Source organism: Caulobacter sp. CCNWLW153 (assembly GCF_036889365.1).
GTDB lineage: Bacteria > Pseudomonadota > Alphaproteobacteria > Caulobacterales > Caulobacteraceae > Caulobacter > Caulobacter radicis.
In genome coordinates this window covers 159,729-177,710 of the sequence record NZ_JBAKFV010000002.1, presented here as the reverse complement: position 1 = coordinate 177,710, position 17,982 = coordinate 159,729, and the positions used below count along the sequence as shown (strand labels likewise).

General features: G+C 70.6%; 22 protein-coding genes. 7 read left to right on the top strand and 15 right to left on the bottom strand.

Annotated features, from left to right (window positions below):
• Window positions 1–16: 16 nt before the first annotated feature.
• From V6S85_RS04500 to V6S85_RS04490, 3 genes are all read right to left on the bottom strand, one after another.
• Window positions 17–2,371 (bottom strand): TonB-dependent receptor, encoded by a 2,355-nt coding sequence (locus tag V6S85_RS04500; protein ID WP_334348175.1) that lies wholly within the window; start codon window positions 2,369–2,371, stop codon window positions 17–19.
• A gap of 175 nt (window positions 2,372–2,546) precedes the next feature.
• The gene (gene cysQ / locus V6S85_RS04495) at window positions 2,547–3,326 is read right to left on the bottom strand and encodes a 3'(2'),5'-bisphosphate nucleotidase CysQ (RefSeq protein WP_116489155.1); all 780 of its coding nucleotides are present in this window, start codon (window positions 3,324–3,326) and stop codon (window positions 2,547–2,549) included.
• Window positions 3,323–3,514 (bottom strand): DUF3553 domain-containing protein, encoded by a 192-nt coding sequence (locus V6S85_RS04490; RefSeq protein WP_101711171.1) that lies wholly within the window; start codon window positions 3,512–3,514, stop codon window positions 3,323–3,325. The genes cysQ and V6S85_RS04490 overlap by 4 nt, the downstream gene beginning before the upstream one ends.
• A gap of 138 nt (window positions 3,515–3,652) precedes the next feature.
• On the opposite strand from V6S85_RS04490, the gene chpT reads away from it, so the two are divergent.
• From chpT to V6S85_RS04475, 3 genes are all read left to right on the top strand, one after another.
• Complete coding sequence (gene chpT, locus V6S85_RS04485) at window positions 3,653–4,339, top strand: histidine phosphotransferase ChpT (RefSeq protein WP_243410645.1); 687 nt, start codon at window positions 3,653–3,655, stop codon at window positions 4,337–4,339.
• 122 nt (window positions 4,340–4,461) lie between these two features.
• Window positions 4,462–4,839 (top strand): response regulator, encoded by a 378-nt coding sequence (locus V6S85_RS04480; protein WP_164467293.1) that lies wholly within the window; start codon window positions 4,462–4,464, stop codon window positions 4,837–4,839.
• Entirely contained in the window at window positions 4,836–5,666 is an 831-nt protein-coding gene (locus V6S85_RS04475) for a CheR family methyltransferase (protein ID WP_116569414.1), read from the top strand. The genes V6S85_RS04480 and V6S85_RS04475 overlap by 4 nt, the downstream gene beginning before the upstream one ends.
• On the opposite strand, the gene V6S85_RS04470 is transcribed toward V6S85_RS04475, so the two are convergent.
• From V6S85_RS04470 to nepR, 5 genes are all read right to left on the bottom strand, one after another.
• Window positions 5,663–6,763, bottom strand: coding sequence for a hypothetical protein (locus V6S85_RS04470; RefSeq protein ID WP_334348174.1), 1,101 nt, complete (start codon window positions 6,761–6,763; stop codon window positions 5,663–5,665). The genes V6S85_RS04475 and V6S85_RS04470 overlap by 4 nt on opposite strands.
• A gap of 212 nt (window positions 6,764–6,975) precedes the next feature.
• The gene (locus V6S85_RS04465; protein ID WP_116489159.1) at window positions 6,976–7,113 is read right to left on the bottom strand and encodes an entericidin A/B family lipoprotein; all 138 of its coding nucleotides are present in this window, start codon (window positions 7,111–7,113) and stop codon (window positions 6,976–6,978) included.
• 66 nt (window positions 7,114–7,179) lie between these two features.
• On the bottom strand, window positions 7,180–8,898 hold the full coding sequence (gene phyK / locus V6S85_RS04460; protein WP_334348173.1) for a sensor histidine kinase PhyK: 1,719 nt from the start codon (window positions 8,896–8,898) through the stop codon (window positions 7,180–7,182).
• Complete coding sequence (locus tag V6S85_RS04455; RefSeq protein ID WP_101720508.1) at window positions 8,895–9,500, bottom strand: sigma-70 family RNA polymerase sigma factor; 606 nt, start codon at window positions 9,498–9,500, stop codon at window positions 8,895–8,897. The genes phyK and V6S85_RS04455 overlap by 4 nt, the downstream gene beginning before the upstream one ends.
• Window positions 9,501–9,502: 2 nt before the next feature.
• On the bottom strand, window positions 9,503–9,688 hold the full coding sequence (gene nepR, locus V6S85_RS04450; protein WP_101720661.1) for an anti-sigma T factor NepR: 186 nt from the start codon (window positions 9,686–9,688) through the stop codon (window positions 9,503–9,505).
• A 231-nt stretch (window positions 9,689–9,919) separates the two neighbouring features.
• Between nepR and phyR the strand changes: the two genes are divergently transcribed.
• Window positions 9,920–10,711 (top strand): anti-anti sigma factor/receiver protein PhyR, encoded by a 792-nt coding sequence (gene phyR, locus V6S85_RS04445; protein WP_116489161.1) that lies wholly within the window; start codon window positions 9,920–9,922, stop codon window positions 10,709–10,711.
• Window positions 10,712–10,822: 111 nt separating this feature from the next.
• Here phyR and V6S85_RS04440 read toward each other — a convergent pair whose 3' ends face one another.
• The 4 genes from V6S85_RS04440 to V6S85_RS04425 all read right to left on the bottom strand — a co-directional run bounded on the left by V6S85_RS04440 (window position 10,823) and on the right by V6S85_RS04425 (window position 12,530).
• Window positions 10,823–11,095, bottom strand: coding sequence for a hypothetical protein (locus tag V6S85_RS04440; RefSeq protein WP_334348172.1), 273 nt, complete (start codon window positions 11,093–11,095; stop codon window positions 10,823–10,825).
• Between the two features lie 9 nt (window positions 11,096–11,104).
• Complete coding sequence (locus tag V6S85_RS04435; RefSeq protein ID WP_116569418.1) at window positions 11,105–11,305, bottom strand: hypothetical protein; 201 nt, start codon at window positions 11,303–11,305, stop codon at window positions 11,105–11,107.
• A 294-nt stretch (window positions 11,306–11,599) separates the two neighbouring features.
• Window positions 11,600–12,070 (bottom strand): OmpA family protein, encoded by a 471-nt coding sequence (locus tag V6S85_RS04430; protein ID WP_116569419.1) that lies wholly within the window; start codon window positions 12,068–12,070, stop codon window positions 11,600–11,602.
• 118 nt (window positions 12,071–12,188) lie between these two features.
• Window positions 12,189–12,530, bottom strand: coding sequence for a glycine zipper domain-containing protein (locus V6S85_RS04425; RefSeq protein WP_058348995.1), 342 nt, complete (start codon window positions 12,528–12,530; stop codon window positions 12,189–12,191).
• A gap of 145 nt (window positions 12,531–12,675) precedes the next feature.
• Between V6S85_RS04425 and V6S85_RS04420 the strand changes: the two genes are divergently transcribed.
• Entirely contained in the window at window positions 12,676–13,533 is an 858-nt protein-coding gene (locus tag V6S85_RS04420; protein WP_334348171.1) for a diacylglycerol/lipid kinase family protein, read from the top strand.
• Window positions 13,530–14,354 (top strand): metallophosphoesterase family protein, encoded by an 825-nt coding sequence (locus V6S85_RS04415; RefSeq protein ID WP_243410646.1) that lies wholly within the window; start codon window positions 13,530–13,532, stop codon window positions 14,352–14,354. The genes V6S85_RS04420 and V6S85_RS04415 overlap by 4 nt, the downstream gene beginning before the upstream one ends.
• A 60-nt stretch (window positions 14,355–14,414) precedes the next feature.
• On the opposite strand, the gene V6S85_RS04410 is transcribed toward V6S85_RS04415, so the two are convergent.
• The 3 genes from V6S85_RS04410 to V6S85_RS04400 all read right to left on the bottom strand — a co-directional run bounded on the left by V6S85_RS04410 (window position 14,415) and on the right by V6S85_RS04400 (window position 15,848).
• Window positions 14,415–15,026, bottom strand: coding sequence for a superoxide dismutase (locus tag V6S85_RS04410; RefSeq protein ID WP_116569421.1), 612 nt, complete (start codon window positions 15,024–15,026; stop codon window positions 14,415–14,417).
• 76 nt (window positions 15,027–15,102) lie between these two features.
• Window positions 15,103–15,480, bottom strand: coding sequence for a hypothetical protein (locus V6S85_RS04405; RefSeq protein ID WP_334348170.1), 378 nt, complete (start codon window positions 15,478–15,480; stop codon window positions 15,103–15,105).
• 17 nt (window positions 15,481–15,497) lie between these two features.
• The gene (locus tag V6S85_RS04400; protein WP_116569423.1) at window positions 15,498–15,848 is read right to left on the bottom strand and encodes a hypothetical protein; all 351 of its coding nucleotides are present in this window, start codon (window positions 15,846–15,848) and stop codon (window positions 15,498–15,500) included.
• A 230-nt stretch (window positions 15,849–16,078) separates the two neighbouring features.
• Here V6S85_RS04400 and V6S85_RS04395 point away from each other — a divergent pair, with 230 nt between their 5' ends.
• Window positions 16,079–17,914: an HWE histidine kinase domain-containing protein gene (locus V6S85_RS04395; protein ID WP_334348169.1), complete on the top strand. Its 1,836-nt coding sequence runs from the start codon at window positions 16,079–16,081 to the stop codon at window positions 17,912–17,914.
• Window positions 17,915–17,982 lie beyond the last annotated feature (68 nt).

The window sequence follows — 17,982 nt, the reverse complement described above, 5'->3', positions numbered from 1 at the left end:
CGCCGAAGCGAAAGGATCAGTAGCGGACGTTCAGCGTCAGCATGGTCTGGCGGGCCGGCGCCGGGTCGGCGTGGTGCACGCCGTTGGTGCGCAGGATGTAGCGTTCGTCCGTCAGGTTCTGGACGTTCAGCTGCAGGTCGACCTTGTCGTTGATCTGGTACGAGGCGAAGGCGTCGTAGCGGGTGTAGGACGGGATGTAGATCTTGTTGGTCCCGCCGCCGGCGCCGCCCTGGTTGCCGCCGAAGGTCTTCGACACGTAGTAGGCGCCGCCGCCGATCGTCAGCGGGCGGAGCACGCGGTAGGTCGTGAACAGGCTGAAGCTGTTTTTCGGCGTGTTGGCCAGCGGGTCGCCGGTGTTGACGTTGATCGCGGTCTCGCCGGTGTTGGCGTTGACGACGGTCACGGCGCCGCGAACCAGTTCGCTGTCCATGTAGGTGTAGCCGCCGAAGACCTGCCACTTGGGCGTGATCTTGCCGGAGATGCCCAGTTCGAGGCCCTTCACCTGGGTCTCGCCGACCTGCTCGGACTTGTTCTGGGCGACGAGGATCAGGGCGTTCTTGCGCTCGGTCTTGAAGACCGCGCCCGACAGCGCCAGCTGGTCGCCGAACAGGTTCCACTTCGCGCCCAGCTCGATGCTGGTGGTGTCTTCCGGGTCCAGCACTTCCTGGGCCGCGGTGGCGGCGGTGTTCTGGTCGCCGCCCTGGATGGTCGGCGGCGTCGAAGAGGTGGCGTACGAGGCGTAGATGCTGCTCGACTGGGTCGGCTTGTAGTTCAGGCCGACCTGGTAGTTGAAGAAGTCCCAGCTGGCCTTGGGCAGTTGCAGCAGGGTGATCGAGGTGGCCACGCCGTTGCTGCTGGTCGCCACGGTCTGGTTCAGGCCGCGGGTCTCGTAGCTGTCATAGCGGGCGCCGACGTTCAGCAGCAGCTTCTCGGTGATGGTCACGGTGTCGAAGGCGTAGATCGCCGCCGACTTGGTGACCGAGTTCGAGACCGGGCCCTTGTTGATCACGCCCTGCCACGAGTCGTTCGGGTTCGGGGCGTACAGGCGGGTGCAGTCGCCCACGCCGGCGGTGGTCACGTTGTTGGTGAAGCCGGTCGGGCAGGCCGAGCCGTTGGTGGTGTAGATCAGGTAGCTCGAGTTCTCGTTCTTCTCGCGCGACAGCTCGACGCCGGCGTTGAAGCTGTTCTTGAGCGAACCGAGGTTGAACTGGCCGCTGATGTCGGTCACGGCCGCGATCGTGGTGGTCGGGTTCAGGCGCGACTTGGTGCCCCGCTTGATCCACCATTCGCCGGCCACGAACTGGGCCGCGCCGCCGTCGCCCGGGTTGGTGACGACATAGTCGTTGACCGTCTTGGAGTAGCGGACGGCCTGGCGGACCGACAGGTTGTCGTTGATCTTGTGGCGGATCGCCAGGGTGGCGATGTCGGCCTTGGTCTTCATGAAGTCGCGGTCGAGGCCGTAATAGGCGTCGCGCGAGACGTCGAGGATGCCGCTGGCCGGCTTGGTGCGGGTGTCGGTGCCGGCCACGCCCCAGGTGCGCTTGGTCGTCAGCGGGATGCCGTAGTCCGGATCCTGGTCGGTATCCAGGTGGTAGTAGCTGAGGGTCAGCTGGGTGTCGGTGTCGATGCCGAAGGCCAGCGACGGGGCGATGCCCCAGCGCTCGAAGCCGACCGCGTCGCGGCCGGGGGTGTCGCCCTTGGTGGCCATCAGGTTCAGGCGGAAGGCGGCGTTGTCGGCGAAGGTGTAGTTGGCGTCGGCCGTGGCGCGCAGATAGTTGTCGGTGCCGACGGCGGCCGAGCCGCTGGCGAAGTTGCGGGCCTTGGGCGACTTGGTCGACAGGTTGATGCTGCCGCCGCCCGAGCCGCGGCCGCTGTAGACCGAGTCCGGACCCTTGATGACCTCGACCTGCTCGAGGTTGAAGACCTCGCGGGTCTGGCCGCCCGTGTCGCGGATGCCGTCCACGAAGACGTTGTTGCCCGAAGCCTGGCCGCGGATGAACGGGCGGTCGGCCAGCGGCTGGCCGCCTTCGCCGGCGCCGAAGGTGATGCCCGGCGAGGTGCGCAGGATGTCCTGCAGCGAGGTGGCGGCGGTCTGTTCGATGATCTGGCTCGAGATCACCGTGATCGAGCGCGGCGTGTCGACCAGCGGGGCGGTGTACTTGGCCGACTGGACGTCGGTGGCCTTGCGGGCGTCGACGGCGACGCCGGAGACTTCCTGCACGTCGGCCGCGCCGGGGGCCGTGGCGACTGGCGCGTCGACGTCGGCGGCGAAGGCGGCGGGCGCCAGGGCGAGACCGGCGACGCCGGCGGCGCCCAGGGCGCGGCGAGCTTGGCTGCGAACGCCGGCGGCGGGCGAGGAAGGCTTATGCATCTTGTCGAGAGACCCCAGCTCGGGTCGCGGGGGAGGATCCGCGGCCCCTGTCCTGAAATTGCGAGGCGTTCTTATTTTCGCAATTGCCGGGGTGCAATAATAATCAGTCGCAGGAGGAGCACGGTCGCCGCTGCACGCGACAACCGTGACCATTATGCAACGTATCGCGCTCGTATCAGGCGCCGCGGGCGACGAACCAGCCGTTCCGGAAGCCCTGGTCGGCCTTGCCGTAGATGAAGGGCTCGCCTTCCGGCGTGGTGAAGCGGCCGCCGGCGGCGACGATCAGGGCATGACCGGCGGCGGTGTCCCACTCCATGGTCGGCCCGTGGCGCGGATAGATGTCGGCCGCGCCCTCGGCGATGCGGGCCAGCTTGATCGACGAGTCCATCGGCGCGCGCAGGGAAAAGCCGTACTGGTCGGCCAGGGCGGTGGCCTTGTCTTCCTTCATGGTGTGGCTGACCAGGGCCAGGGCCTGGCCCTCGGGCCAGGCGCGCGCCCGCACCGGCGTCTCGGCGCCGCTGGGCCCCTCGCGCTTGACCACGCCGCCGTCGGCCGTGAACCACACCTCGCCGGTGGCGGGGGCGCAGACGGCGCCGGCGACCGGCGCGCCGTTGTCGATCAGGCCGATGTTGACGGTGAAGTTGGGATCGCCGCGCACGAAGGCCTTGGTGCCGTCCACCGGGTCGACCAGGAAGAAGCGCGGGCCGATCTGGTCGGGCGTGCCGTACTCGCAGGCGTGCTCTTCGGAGATGGCGGGGATGTCGGGGTAGCGCTCGGCCAGCAGGGCCAGGATCACCTTCTCGCCGGCCCTGTCGGCCTCGGTCACCGGGCTCTCGTCGGCCTTGCGCACGACGTCGAGCTCGGTCCGCCAGAACGGCAGGATCACCTCGGCGGCGGCCTCGACGATCCTGGCCAGATCGCGACCGATGTCGGCCGGAAGGGGGGCGGAGCTCATGCTTGTCCTCGGGGGTCGTCGCCGACAAAGACCAGCCTCACGACGCGGGCGTCGATCGTCTGCTTGCCGGCCTCTTCGAAATTCACGGTGACGCGATGGCCGGTCACGGACTGCACCTGGCCAAGGCCCCAGTCGGGCTGGCCCGGATGGCGCACCAGCACGCCAGGTTCGAGAAACGGATCCATCACGGCTCCCTGATAGTGCCTGGCGCGCCAAAGTGTGAGCGGTTTTCGGCGCCGTCCGGCGGCGATCTGTGCGCGGCCTGGTTGAACCCGATTTCGCGGCGACGTTTGCCAAAGCCCCAAATCACGCCAAAGATCGCGCCCATGACCGACACCGCCGCCCCCGCCTCGCCCGCGCCCGCCGTCTCGCTGGACGTCAACGGCCCGGATTTCGCCGCCCTGGTGGCCGCGCGGCTGTGTCACGACTTCATCAGCCCGGCCAGCGCCATCGTCTCGGGCCTGGACCTGCTGGAAGACCCCAGCGCCCAGGACATGCGCGACGACGCCATGAGCCTGATCAGCAGCTCCGCCCGCAAGCTGGCCGACCTCCTGCAGTTCACCCGCGTGGCCTTCGGCGCCTCGGCCTCGGCCGAGTCCTTCGATTCCCGCGAACTGGAGCGGCTGGCTCAGCAGGGCGTCTTCGCCCACGTGCGGCCGAACCTGATCTGGGACATTGCGCCGCAGCCGCTGAACAAGGCCGCCTCGCGCGCCCTGCTCAACATCGCCCAGATCGCCGCCAGCGCCCTGCCGGCCGGCGGCTCGGCCACGCTGCGCGCCGTCGTCGCCGACGGCCGTACGGCGATCACCGCCGACGCGGTCGGCCCCCGCGCGCGCCTGCGTCCCGAAGTCCTGGCCGGCCTCAAGGGCGAGCCGCTGGGCGAGGGCCTGGGCGGTCCGTGGGTGCAGGCGGCCTATCTGTTCTCGGTGGTCCGCGCCGCCGGCGGCCAGATCGGCGTCGAGATCGCCGAGGAGCGCGTCAGCATCGCCGCCTGGACCCCGGCGCTCGACTGAACCGTACGTTTTTGCGCGCCGTCACCGCTCCTTAACCCGGATCGGCCAATCCTGTTCGTCTAGGATTTGAAGCGCGTCAGTCGGCGAAACCGCACACACTTTCGCCTGACGCGCTCGCCGATTTGGAGCGCGCCGTGAAGACCTGCCTCGTCGTCGACGACAGCCGGGTGATCCGCAAGGTGGCCCGCCGTGCGTTGGAGGACATCGGCTTCGAGATCGCCGAGGCCGCCGACGGCATGGAGGCGCTGGCCTGGTGTCGCGCGGCCATGCCCGACGCCGTCCTGCTCGACTGGAACATGCCGGTGATGAACGGCCTGGAATTCCTGCAGCGCCTGCGCCAGGAACCGGGCGGCGACACGCCGGTGGTGGTGTTCTGCACGGTCGAGAACAGGGTCGACAACATTCGGCTGGCGCTCGATCACGGCGCCGACGAGTACATCATGAAGCCCTTCGACGGCGAGATCATCGCCGCCAAGTTCGCCGAGGCGGGCCTGCTATGATCCCCGAGGACATGGACCTGCTGGCGGCCCTGGGCCGCGCCCGCGCCGGCCTGAAGGTCGAGACCGACAAGCACTACGTCGTCGAGAGCCGACTGGCGCCGCTGGCCCGTCGCGAAGGCTATCCGTCGATCGAGGCCCTGATGGCGGCCCTGCGCGCAAAGCGCGAGGAGCGGTTGATCTGGGCGGTGGTCGAGGCCCTGACGGTCAACGAAACCGCCTTCTTCCGCGACCGCGACACCTTCGCCTTCCTGCGCGACGTGGCGATGCCCGAGCTGTCGCGCCGCCGCAAGGACGGCTCGGTGCGGGTCTGGAGCGCGGCCTGCTCGACGGGCCAGGAGATCTATTCGCTGGCCATCGCCGCCGACGAGGCGCGGGGCCTGGAGCCGGGCGTGAGGTTCGAGTTCTTCGCCTCCGACCTGTCCGAACGCTGCCTGGAGAAGGCCCAGAGCGGGCTCTACACCCAGTTCGAGGTGCAGCGCGGCCTGCCGATCCGGCTGCTGATCAAGCATTTCGAGAACCAGGACGAGACCTGGGCGATCTCGCCGCGCATCCGCCAGGCCGTGCGCTGGCGGCGGATCAACCTGGTGTCCGACCTGTCGGCCATGGGGCTCTTCGACCTCATCGTGCTGCGCAACGTGCTGCCGGGCCTCGACCCGTCGGTGCGGGCGCGGATCATCGAGAGCATGGCCGCGCGCCTGACCGAGGACGGCCTGCTGGTGCTGGGCGAGGGCGAGAGCCTGGCGGGCGTCACCGACGCCCTGCACCCGCTGCCGGGGCGTCCCGGCCTGTTCGCCCGGGATCCGGCGTTCCGCGCCGCGGCCGCCTAGATTCTCGCCCGGCGTCGACGGCGCGGGACCAGGGTTTCCAGCGTTTCCGAGAGCCAGCCGGCCAGCCGCCGTCGCATGGAAGCCGGCGGCTCGGGCGCGTCGGCCATCGCCTTCGACAGCTTGGCGAACAGCAGGGCGGCCGGACCCGGCGCGGCCAGCGCCGCCCGCGCGTCGAGGGCGTCGATGACCTGTCGCGAGATCCGGCGGTAGGGCGCGGCCGGAACCGCGTCGTGGGCGGGCGGCGTGCGGCAGTCGGAGAAGTCGGGCGCCAGGCCGCAACCGGCCCGCAGGGCTTCGCCGATCCTCGCCGCGTAGTCGGCGTCCTGGCCCAGGCGATCGACGTCGATGACCAGGTCGGCCTGCGGCAGGGCCTTCAGGTAGGACAGCAGGTAGATCGCGAGAAAAGCGGTGAACGAAGTCCGCGCCGGGACCCGCTTCAGCCGCCGGCGGACGGCGGCGATGCGCTGGGCCAGCCCGCCGGCCTTGGGCGTCGGCAGGCCCAGCTGACGGGCCAGAGGCTGCGCCTCGGCCGCCTCCGACAGCAGGACGTACTGGCAAAGCTCGAAATAGGTCGGGCGGGGCCGTTTGCGCAGCGAGTGGAACGACAGCCACTGCTGCAGTGGATCGCGGATCAGCACCACGTGAAAGCCGCCGAACCGCCGCCGCAGCCAGTCGATGCGGCCCAGCGTCCGGCAGCAGGCCAGCACCGGCGTCTGGCCCCTGGCCTGGGCGTGGCCGACCAGGCCGGCGACATAGGCGGTCTGGGCCGCATCTTGCCGGCCCGCAGGCAGGAAATAGTCGTCGAGGGCGAAGCGCGGCTGGTAGCCGGCGACGCCGCCGCTAGGCGAGAGCAGGTCGGCGAATTCGGCGAGATAGGGAACGTCGTCCCCCGGATGGCGCAGTCCGCTGGCGCGCGGGGTCTCGCGCGCGATGCGTTCAGGCGTCAGGGCCGCCAGCTGCTCGTGCCAGGGCTCGTAATAGGCGCGCACGCCGGGCAGGGCGCGAAAGCGGCTCCAGACATAGGTGCTCGAGCAGCGCCAGCCGCTGTGCACGAAGACCGGGGGCAGGGCGGGATCGGGAAGGGCGACCGGGACCATCATGGGCGCCAGGATCGACGGCCCGATTGTCTGGCTTATCTCGCCGACGACAGGAAAAGCGGGGCGTTCTTGTCAGCGCCGCAACGCTTGATGCGCATCCGAGACGCGGCGGCGCCGGTTCGGCGCCATCGCCGCAACAGGAGGATCCTGAACGGCAAAGGGCCCGCCCCTGGTCGGAGCGGGCCCTGCGGTCCGGGCTGGGAGGCCCGTCCTTAGTTCTTGGCGTCGCGGGCGGTGTCGGTGACGGCCTTGCCGGCCGACGAGACGTCCTTGCCGGCGCCTTCGACGGTGTTGCAGGCGGCGACGCTGAGGCTGGCGGCGAGGGCGGCCAGGATGACGAACTTGCGCATGAGAGTTCTCCGGGGTTCGCCCTGACGGGCGTCGTGGATTGCCCAGAGCAAACGTGGCCGAGAGGCCTAGGTTCCGGCCTGATGCTGGGGCGGCGGCAGGGCCTGGGGGGTCGGAAACACCAGCCGCACAAGGAGGCCGCCCATCGGGCTGGCGTCGAACTTGACCTGGCCGCGCAGCTGTCGGGCGAATGCGGTCATCAGGGTGCGGCCCACCCCTTCGCCGGGGCCGGCCGGCGCGCCGGGGCCGTCGTCGCCGATGGCCAGCTCGGCTTCTTCCCCACGCACGAAAAAGTCGACGGTCAGCACCCCGCCGCGCTCGGAAAGGGCGTGCTTCTGGGCGTTGGTGATGGCCTCGACCGCGAACAGGGCCAGCGGCGCCAGGCGGTCCGGATCGATGACCAGCGGATCGGCGTGGACCTCGGTGCGCACGGAGCCCTGGCCGTTGATGTCGCCGGCCAGCAGCAGGGCGGTCAGTTCCTCGAGGAACGGCCTCAGGTCGACGCGCTTTAGGTCGGGGCCCTGGTAGAGGGCGCGATAGATCTGGGCCAGGGCGGTGATCCGCTGGCGGGTGTCGTTCATCGCCGTGCGCGCCGCCGGATCGGTCAGGGCGCGCTGCTGCATGTTCAGCAGCGAGGTGATGATCTGCAGGTTGTTCTTCACCCGGTGATGGATCTCGCGCATCAGCGAGTCCTTCTCGGCCAGGCTGTCGCGCAGCGAGGCGTCGCGCTGGACGATGCCGGCGGCCATGTCGTCGAGGGTCTTGGCCAGTTCGCGGATTTCCGGCGGGGCGCGTTCGGAGGCCTGGACCGGGCGGACGGTGAAGCGGCCCTTGGCGTAGATCGCCGCCACCCGGCGCAGATAGACGATCCAGCGGATCACCTCGCGCTCGGTGGTCCAGAACACGCCCGCGAGCGCCAGGGCGAAGGCCAGCAGCGGCAGCAGCAGGCGCGAGATCGGGCTGAGGGTCGCCCACGAGACCAGGCCGGGAGCGGGCGCCGACAGCACCACGAAGACGTCGTCCTCGACGAGCGGCGCGGCCGAGAACAGGCGTTGGCGCCCCTGCGTGTCCTTGCCTGACCACAGGATCGTCTTCTGACCGGCCTCGCTCTCTTCGCGCAGGTGCGTGTTCGAGGGACCGAAGGCGTTGGGATCGGTGGCCGAGAAGATGGCGCCGCGCGCGTCGGCCAGGCCGATCTCGGCGCCGTCGGGCAGGAAGCGGTTCGCGGTCTGGGGCTTGAGGCTGGACAGGGTCAGGACGGCGGCCATGGCCCCGTCGAACACGCCCGAGCCATCCTCGGCGCGGACGGCGGTCAGCACCGAGGGCTCGCCCGCATAGACCGCGCCCGGCGCCGGCGCGACCGCCAGGTGGGCGCCGGCCGCCAGGTCGAGGAACCAGGGCCGCTGGGCGCGCTCGGGGTCGCGAGGCGTGGTGCCGGCGGCGCAGGCCACGCGGCCGTAGGCGTCGAAGCGGATCAGGTTGGCATAGCCGGGCAGGCGCGATTTCACCGCGTCGAGCCGCCGGGCGCACTCCAGGCCGACCGAGCCGGGGCCCAGGGTCTGGAGCAGCACGCCGGCCGCTTCGATGCGGGCCCGGGCCGTGGCGGCGCTGTGGCCGGCGGCGAGCTCGAGGCTCTGCCGCCGGGAGTCGCCGTCGGAACGGAACGCTAGGTAGGACTGCACCACGCCGATGATGAGCACCGGCAGCAGGAAGACCACCAGCGTCAGACCGAGCCGGATCCGGATGGTGCCGACGACCTCCGCCGCTCGGCCGTACACGCGCTTCACCGCTGGGTGCTCAGGCGCTCCGCATCGGCCAGGATGGCGTGCATCGCGTCGCCCGCGGCGCCGCCATCGCGGTCATAGCCGCCCGACTCGAGGATGGCCTGCAGGGCGCGACGCGCCCGGCTGACCCGGCTCTTCACCGTGCCGACCGCGCAGCCGCAGATGTCGGCCGCTTCCTCGTAGGCGAAGCCGCCGGCCCCGACCAGGATCAGCGCTTCGCGCTGTTCGGGCGGCAGCATGGCCAGGCTCATGCGCAGCTCGTCCAGGGCCACGGGGGCTTCCGGATCGTCCACCGCCACCAGGGTCCGCTCGGCGGCTTCCTGGTCGAGCTGGCTCTGGCGCCAGGAGCGACGCTTCTCCGAATAGAACTGGTTGCGCAGGATCATGAAGGTCCAGGCCTTCATGTTGGTGCCCAGCTGGAAGCTGGCGCGCGCGTCCCAGGCCTTCATCATGGCGTCCTGGGCCAGGTCGTCCGCGGCCGTCGGGTCACCGGTGAGGGTGCGCGCGAAGGCCCGCAGGTGCGGGATGAGGGTGACGAGTTCTTTCTTGAAGATCCCGTCACGGGCCGGATCGATGGGCGATCGGCCGACTTGCGCTTCGCTCATGCTCAACGCTCTCCCGAAGGCTTGTCAGCCTTGCGTAGGATGTCGAGGAATTCGTCCGGGACGGGCTCGTTGACCACCTCGTCGAACATCTGCCGAAGCTTGACGCCGATGGCCTGCTGCCGAAGCCGCGCCTCGTCGAGCGAGGCGGCTCCCTTGCGTTGATCTTCCATGGGTACGTGTTCGATCATGTCCTCGACGCCGGTTGTGCGCAGCGTCCGCCCCCTGCGGCCGAATGTGTAAATGCTGGAGGTCAACGCCACATTCCGCATCGGGTTCCATAAGCTTGAGCATAGAGTGCCAAAATTCGGATCGGTGCGGAACCGCCCTCGCGCAGGGCACGTTATGCACTCGACTGAACGGCATAGCTTTGCCGTGACAGAAGGCCTTTTTTGTTTCGAAGACACTCTACGGGAGGGGTCATGAGTCTTCTTGCCCGACTGGCGCCGCACCTGCCTTACGTTCGCCGCTACGCCCGCGCCCTGACCGGGGACCAGACGACCGGCGACCACTATGTGCGGGTGGCGCTGGAGGCGCTGGCCGCCGGCGAGCGCTCGCTCGACGCGGCGCTTTCGCCGCGCGTGGCGCTCTATCGCGTCTTCCACGCCATCTGGCTGTCCTCGGGCGCCCAGCTGGAAGCGCGCCGCGACGATATCTCGGACGACGCCTCGCAGCGTCTGCTGCGGATCGCCCCGCGCTCTCGCCAGGCGTTCCTGCTGACCGCCCTGGAAGGCTTCACGCCGACCGAAGCGGCGCAGATCCTCGATTGCGACTTCGGCGAGGTCGAGCGGCTGATCGCCGACGCCCAAGCCGAGATCGACGCCGAACTGGCGACCGAGGTGCTGATCATCGAGGACGAGCCGGTCATCGCCGCTGACATCGAAGCCCTGGTGCGCGAACTCGGCCACGACGTGATCGATATCGCCGCCACTCGCGGCGAGGCGGTCGACGCCGTCGCCCGCAAGACCCCGGGCCTGGTTCTGGCCGACATCCAGCTGGCCGACGGCTCGTCGGGCATCGATGCGGTCAAGGACATCCTGGCCCGCCTGGACGTGCCGGTGATCTTCATCACCGCCTTCCCCGAGCGCCTGCTGACCGGCGAGCGCCCGGAACCGACCTTCCTGATCACCAAGCCCTTCCAGCCGGAAACGGTGAAGGCGGCGATCGGCCAGGCGCTGTTCTTCCACCCGCGCCGGACCCGCCAGGCCGCCTGACGGCCGGGATCGAACCTCGAACGACGAAGGCCCCGGCGAGCGATCGCCGGGGCCTTCTCTTTGGTGCGTTTCCGTCGGGCCTCTGGCGGGCCCTTCCCCAGTCCCGCGCGGCTAGTGGGCCGGCGCGGTCTGTTCCTGCGGGGCCTGCTTGGGCGAGGTCAGTTCGGTCGTGCCCTGCTGGGCTTCGGCCGGCGTGTTGGCGCCCCTGTTGCCCTCGATCGAGGCCAGTTCGCCCGAACGCATGCCCCAGCTGCCGAACAGGGCGATGGCGGCCAGCACGATCGAGATCACTAGGACCCAGAAGATGTGGCGGCCCCAGCGGCCCTGGCGGGCGGGGGTGGCCTTCAGGGTCGGCGAATGTTCGGTGTTGATGTCGGTCGCCATGGGCGCCTCCTATTTCGCGTCGTTCCACCCGGCCGGAGCCGTGCGGCCGGCGTCGAGCTGGGCGGCGGCGAAATGCTGGACGGTGCCGACCGCCAGCGCCATGCCCAGCACCGCCGCCACGGCGAGCAGGCGTGAACTCCGGGCTTGCCTGCGGCGACGCTGGGTTTCGAAGACCAGTCCGCCATGCGCGGCTTGATAGGCGCGGATCATCACGTCGCTCCCCAATCGCCCCGCGATGTCGCGGGATCACGAGAACAACGTTTCGCGCACGGCGCCGTTCCGAGCGCGCTCACGCATGTCCGGCGACGCGGTTCGCCGGTCAGGCGAAAAATTTTTCGAAAGATCGGGAACGCCGATCGGGGGAGGTCGTTCTATGTCTGCGGAGGCGGCGACGCCCCCCCGACTTGAGGCTGGCGATAGCCAGCCTGCCGTCTCCGCAACCCCCTTTTCTGTAGAGCCTCAAGGCGGATCGGATCACCGGCCCGCCTTTTCTGTACGTCAGGCTCAGGACTGGGGCTTGGCGGGCCCTTCCAGGTCGATGCGCACGTCGGCGCGACGGCGCAGGGGACGCGCCTCGCCGTCGCGGGTGATCGCCCCAGCGTCGCCGGCCGCGGTCACTTCGAACGACACCTGCCGGAAGCCGACCCGGGCCAGCGCCCCGGTCACGGCCGCGGCGCGCTTTTCCGACAGCGCCAGGTTGGCGTCGGGCGCCCCGACGGCGTCGGCCAGGCCCACGACGTGGACGTTCTTGGCCGTGCAGCCCTTGGCCATGTCGGCCGCGCCGCGCAGCACCTGCCGCGCCTCGCGGGTCACGGCCGCGGAATCGCGCTCGAAATAGATCGACACCGAAAAGTCCTCGCAGGCGGCCGGAACGGCCTCGATCTGCGCTCGCGACTTCGGCCAGGGGCTGCTCGCGCAACCGGCCGCCGCAACTCCGATCGCCGCCATAGCGATCCAAACGCCCGCCTTGCTCATCCGTCGCCCTCTTGTTGCACCCACTGTGTCGTCCTTGCGGACACGGGCCCCTCCGGACATGCCAAAGGCGGCCGACGCGCGCCGACCGCCTTCGAAATCCTGCTTGGACGAGGCCGCCTTAGCGGGGGCTGCCGTCTTCCCAGAAATAACGACCGCTGCGCGAGTCGTAGTAGTAATACCGTCCGGCGCGCTCGTCATAGTACTGGCGTCGATTCACGTTGGTGGCGCCGCAGCCGCCGTCCTCGCGGCAGCCCTTGATGGCGCCGGCGGTGCCGCCGATGGCCGCGCCGATGGCCGCCCCGGTCCCTGCGTCGCCCGCGCCGACATTGTTGCCGATCACGGCGCCGGCGAGGGCGCCGAGGGCCGCGCCGCCGGCGGCGTTGCGTTCGGTGTTGCCGGTGGCCGTACAGGCGGTGGCCAGCAAGCCGGCGGCCGCCACGGCGATCACTGTGGTCTTCATCTTGGCTCTCCGTTCGAGCGTGTCCCGGTCACTCAAACGGAGCATGAGCGGCGGAAGTTCCGGAGCGGGGCGCCGGGAACTCCGGCCAAGCGCCGCCGTTTGCTCCGCACGGGGGCCGCTTTCGGCCGCGCCGACGGGAGTTTTCATGCGCGTCGAACTGGTCGCCAACACCGCCTCGGGATCGGTGGGACGCGACGGTCCCGAGAGGGCCGAAGCGATCCTGGCCGAGCACGGCGTCGAGGCGACCGTACACGCCCCGGTCGGCGGCGAGCTCGAGCCCTGCCTCTCCGCGGCCTTGTCGCGAAAGCCCGACGCGCTCTTCGTGCTGGCCGGCGACGGCACCGCGCGGGCCGCCGCCGAGATGGCCGGGCCGGATGGCCCGCTGATCGCCCCGCTCCCCGGCGGGACCATGAACATGCTGCCGCGCGCCCTCTACGGCGAGCGCGCCTGGCCCGAGGCGCTGAAGGCCTGCCTGACGCACGGCGAGGAGCGGATGATCTCCGGCGGCGAGGTTGCCGGACGCCTGTTCTTCGTCGCCGCCATCCTGGGCAGCCCGGCCCTGTGGGCCGAGGCGCGCGAGGCCGCCCGCCAGGGGCGCGCGGACCTGGCCTTCATGCGCGCCCAGCGGGCCTTGCGCAGGGCCTTCTCCAGCCGCCTGCGCTACGTGCTGGACGGTCGGCCCAAGGAGAAGACCGAGGCCCTGACCCTGATGTGCCCGCTGGTCTCGACGGCGCTGGACGCCGACGAGCGGGCCCTGGAGGCGGCCGCCCTCGACCCCACCAACGCCCTCGACATCTTCCGCCTGGGGGTAAGCACCGTCACCGGCGCCTGGCGCGACGATCCGTCGGTCAGCGTCGGCCGTTGCCGGGTGGGCCGCGCCTGGGCGGGCGGGCGCATACCCGCCATTCTCGACGGCGAGCCGGTGCGGCTGGACGACCATGTCTCGATCCGATTCCGCCCCAAGGCCTTCCGCGCCCTGGCCCTGAAGGACGGGGCGCCGTGACCGGACCCGTCTTCAAGATGGTCCAGGTCTCCGACATCCACTTCGGCGGCGAGCATCCGGAGGCGGTCGAGGCGGCCGTGGAGTGCATCCACGCGGCCCGGCCCGATCTCGTGATCGGCGCCGGCGACCTGACCAAGGACGGCGCCCAGGTCGAGTTCGACGCCGCCCGCGCCTGGTTCGAGCGGCTGCCGCGTCCCCAGCTGCTGGCGCCCGGCAACCACGACAGCCCGTTCAAGGGGCCCGTGGAGGTCTTCGAGCGGCTGTTCATGCCCTGGCGGCGCTACGAGGCGCGCTTCGGCGAACCCGACGGCCTGGCCTTCCGCGACGAGCGGGCGGCGGTGTTCACCCTCAACTCGGCGCGCGGGGCGCAGATCCGCTGGAACTGGTCGAAGGGCGCGGTGTCGCGGTCGCAGACCAGGGCGGTCGCCAGGCGGCTGGCGGCCGAACCGCCCGGGCGGCTGAAGGTGGTGGTTTGCCACCATCCGCTGATCGAGATGATGGGCGGACCGATGACCGCCAAGGTGCGGGGCGGGCAGGCCGCGGCCCTGGCCTTCGCCAACGCCGGCGCCGATCTCGTGCTGACCGGCCACATCCACGCGCCGTTCGTGCACGCCTATCCCTATGCGGGCGGCTGCACCCAGGCGGTGGGCTCGGGCACGTTGTCGGTGCGCGAGCGCGGCGTGCCGCCCAGCTTCAACATCATCGAGGCCGACGAGGCCGAGATGCGCATCACCGCCATGGCCTTCGAGCGCACGGGTTTCGTCGTCTGGCGCACCTGGGCGGTGAACCGGCGGCCCAACTGCAAGACGCAGGAGCCCTGAACGCAAGAAGGGCGGGACCTTGCGATCCCGCCCTTCTCAAGGTCGGCCCTTGGTCGGTGCTTAGACCGGGTAGGTCCAGGCTTCGCCCTGGCCTTGCGCCGCGGCGTACTGGGCGTCGGCGAAGGCCCAGTTGGGCAGGGCGTCGAACCAGGCTTCCAGGAAGCCCTTACGGTTGTTCTGGTGGTCGAGGTAGTAGGCGTGCTCCCACACGTCGCAGACCAGCAGCGGGGTCACGCCCGGCTTGGTCATGGCGCCGTCGGCGTCGTGGGTCGAGATGAGCGACAGCTTGGCGCCTTCGGCGACCAGCCAGGCCCAGCCCGAACCGAAATGGCCGACGCCTTCGGCGACGAACTTTTCCTTCAGGCCGGCCAGGCCGCCGAAGGTTTCGTCGATGGCCTTGGCCAGGGCTTCCCCCGGGCCGGCGCTGGCCGGAGCCATGCATTCCCAGAAGAAGGCGTGGTTCCAGGCCTGGGCGGCGTTGTTGAACACCTTGCCGGGGCCGGCGTCGGCGATGACCGCTTCCAGCGAGCGGCTGTCGTCTTCCGGCAGCAGGCCGTTGAGCGCGTTGACGTAGGCGGCGTGGTGCTTGTCGTGGTGGAAGTGGAGGGTGTTGGCCGAAATGGTCGGTTGCAACGCCTCGTAGGCGTAGGGCAGGTCGGGCAGCTTGAACATGGTCACTCCATGGCGAAACGCCCCCGGAAGATGGGCCGGGGGCGGTTGAAAGCTAGGCGTTCGCGCCGAAAAAACTTCAGCGCTTGGGCGGTTGTCTCGAGGCCATGAAGGCCTGGGCGACGGCCGCCGTAAAGGTCGGGTTCTTGAGCGCGAAGACGCCGGCGGCCAGGGCCGCGCCGATAGACAGGATCGGGCGATCCTTGACGATGTCGACGATGCGCTCGGCGAAGCCGTTGACCTCCGGCGGCGGCGCATGGCGTGCGCGGCCGGCCTCGGCCCGGTTGGCGGCGATCAGCCCGGCCACCGCGACGACGAAGGCGGCCACGGCTGCCACCACCGCGGCCGCGCCGGCCGAGGTGAGGACCGGGGCCAGCACCGCGTACAGCGCGAAGGCGGCGGCGAACACGCTCACGGCAGCGGCCGCGGCGATCGCCGCGGCCGCTGCCAGCGTCATCAGGGTCTTTTCGAAGATCACTTGTTGTGGCTGCGGCTGCCGGCGAGCAGGAGGCCCAGGAGGACGCCGACGCCGAGGCCGGCCAGGGTAGCGGTGATCGGACGCTCGCGGACGCGCTCGGAGACGTACTTCTGGGCGTCTTCCAGCTGCTGGCCGGCGGTGTCGGTATAGGTGCGGCTCTGGGCGCGCAGGGTGTCGAAGCTGTCGACCAGATTCTTTTCCAGGCGCTTGGCGGCGTCGGCGAAGCTGGCCTTGGCGGCGCTGGCGGCCTCGGCGAAGGAGCGTTCGGCGTGCTCGGCGGCCGCGCCGGCGGCGGCCGTCGCCTTGTCGGCTTCACTCTGAGCGGTGTTCAAGGCGTTCGCGGGCATGTCTCGTCTCCGGTTCGCGGCAGGCTTTACGGGAAGTGCAGCTGAAGCTGCGTCCCGTCAACGCGGAGCCCGCACGGCCAGTTCCCACCTTAGCGCGACCGGAAAAGCTTCACCACAGGAGATCGCGCTGGAGCATCCGATCCCCGCTCGCGCCACGCGAGAAGCCGGTCTATGTTCGAATCATGGCGGACGCGGATGCAGAACGAGCATCGGACCAGGAGGCCCGCAGGGTGCGGGCGGCGACGGCTCTGGCCGGAGCGTGGAAGGACGCCGACGACCCGCGCCTTTCCCGGCTGACGCGGCTGGCCGCGCGCCTGTTCGACGCGCCTCGCGCCGCCCTGATGCTGATCGAGCCCGAGCGCATTCGCCTGGCCGGCCGCATCGGGCATGCGGCCGACTCCATTTCCCGCGACGCGCCGCTGGCCGATCTCGTGCTGCGCTGCAGCCGCTCGGCGCTGCATGCCGACGTCTCCGGGGCCGCCTTCCTGGCCTGCGCGCCGTTGCGCGATCCGCGCGGCCTGGTGGTCGGCGTGCTGGCCGTCGAGGACGACCGACCCCGCGCCAAGGTCGAGCCCGGGCTGCTGGAGACGCTTGGCGAGCTGGCGGACCTGGCCATCGAGGAACTGATCCGCGGCGCCGACCAGGCCCGGGCGGCGGCCGAGCGCCTGCTGGACGGCGAGCGGCTGGCCCTGGCGCTGGGGGCCGCGCGGCTCGGCGAGTTCGAGTGGCACGTCAAGACCGACCGCCTGCGGATCAGCGAGCGGATGGCCCGGATCAGCGGCATCCCCGCCGGCGAGATGCCCGCTCAGGAAGGCAAGGCCGTCTGGCCCTACGTCCATCCCGAGGACCGCGAGATCACCCGGGATGACCTGCGCGCCCAGCTGCGCGAGACCGGCCGCTACGAGGTCGAGTATCGCCGCGCCCAGGGCGTCGACGGCCACGAGCAGTGGAGCCGGGGCTGCGGGGTCATGGTGCTGGACGACGAAGGCCAGCCCGACCTGCTGATCGGCGTGGTGCAGGACATCACCGACCAGCGCGAGGCCGACGAGCGGCGCGACAACCTGGTGGCCGAGCTCGACCACCGCATCAAGAACCTGCTGGCGGTGGTGCAGTCGGTCGCCGCCCAGTCGGCGCGCAAGAGCTCGTCGCTGGACTCCTTCCTCAAGACCTTCGCCGCGCGGCTGAAGTCGATGAGCTCGGCCCACGACCTGATCAGCGCCGCCCGCTGGCGCGGGGCCACCCTGGGCCGCATCGCCGCCGCCGAGCTGGGCGGGCTGGCGCCCAACCAGACCCGCTGGGACGGGCCCGAGCTGTTCCTGACCCCGCGCGCCGCGGCCGCCCTGTCGCTGGCCCTGCACGAGCTGGCGGTCAACGCCGTCAAGTACGGTTCGCTGTCGACCGAGACCGGTCGGGTCGAGATCGTCTGGCGGCGCTCGCCCGACGGCGGCTTCAGCCTGGAGTGGCTCGAGACCGGCGGGCCGCTGACCAGCGAGCCGACCACGCGCGGCTTCGGCGCCACCCTGGTCGAGGACGTGGTCGGGCGCGAGCTGGGCGGCGAGGCCAAGATCGACTATCGCCGCAGCGGCGTCACGGCGATGATCCACGCCGCCGCCTCGGCCCTGGCCGACGCCCCCGAGCCCGAACCGGCGCCGGCCGAGCCCGAGCGCATCGTCGAGACCATCGGCGGCGGCGACGACAATTTCCGCGCCGGGGCCATCGCCGGCCTCAAGGTGCTGATCGTCGAGGACTCGCTGCTTTTGGCCATGGAGCTGGAGGCGGGCCTGGAGGACAGCGGCGTCGAGGTGGTGGGCTGCGCGGCCGAGCTGGGCGAGGCCCTGTCGATGCTGGAGCTGGGCTTCGACGCGGCCGTGCTCGACGCCGACCTCAACGGCCAGTCCGTGGCGCCCGTCGCCGAGGTGCTGCGCAAGGAAGGCCGGCCGTTCGTCTTCGCCACCGGCTATGCCGACAAGGCCGCCCCCATGGGCTTCGATGCCCCGATCGTGCGCAAGCCCTACAACGTCCACCAGATCGCCAAGGCCTTGGCCTCGGTGACGGGGCGGGGGTAGGGGCGCCGCGTCCTTCTCAACGAACCTTGGTCGTCATCCCGGCTCTTCGCCGCGCTACGGCCGGGATG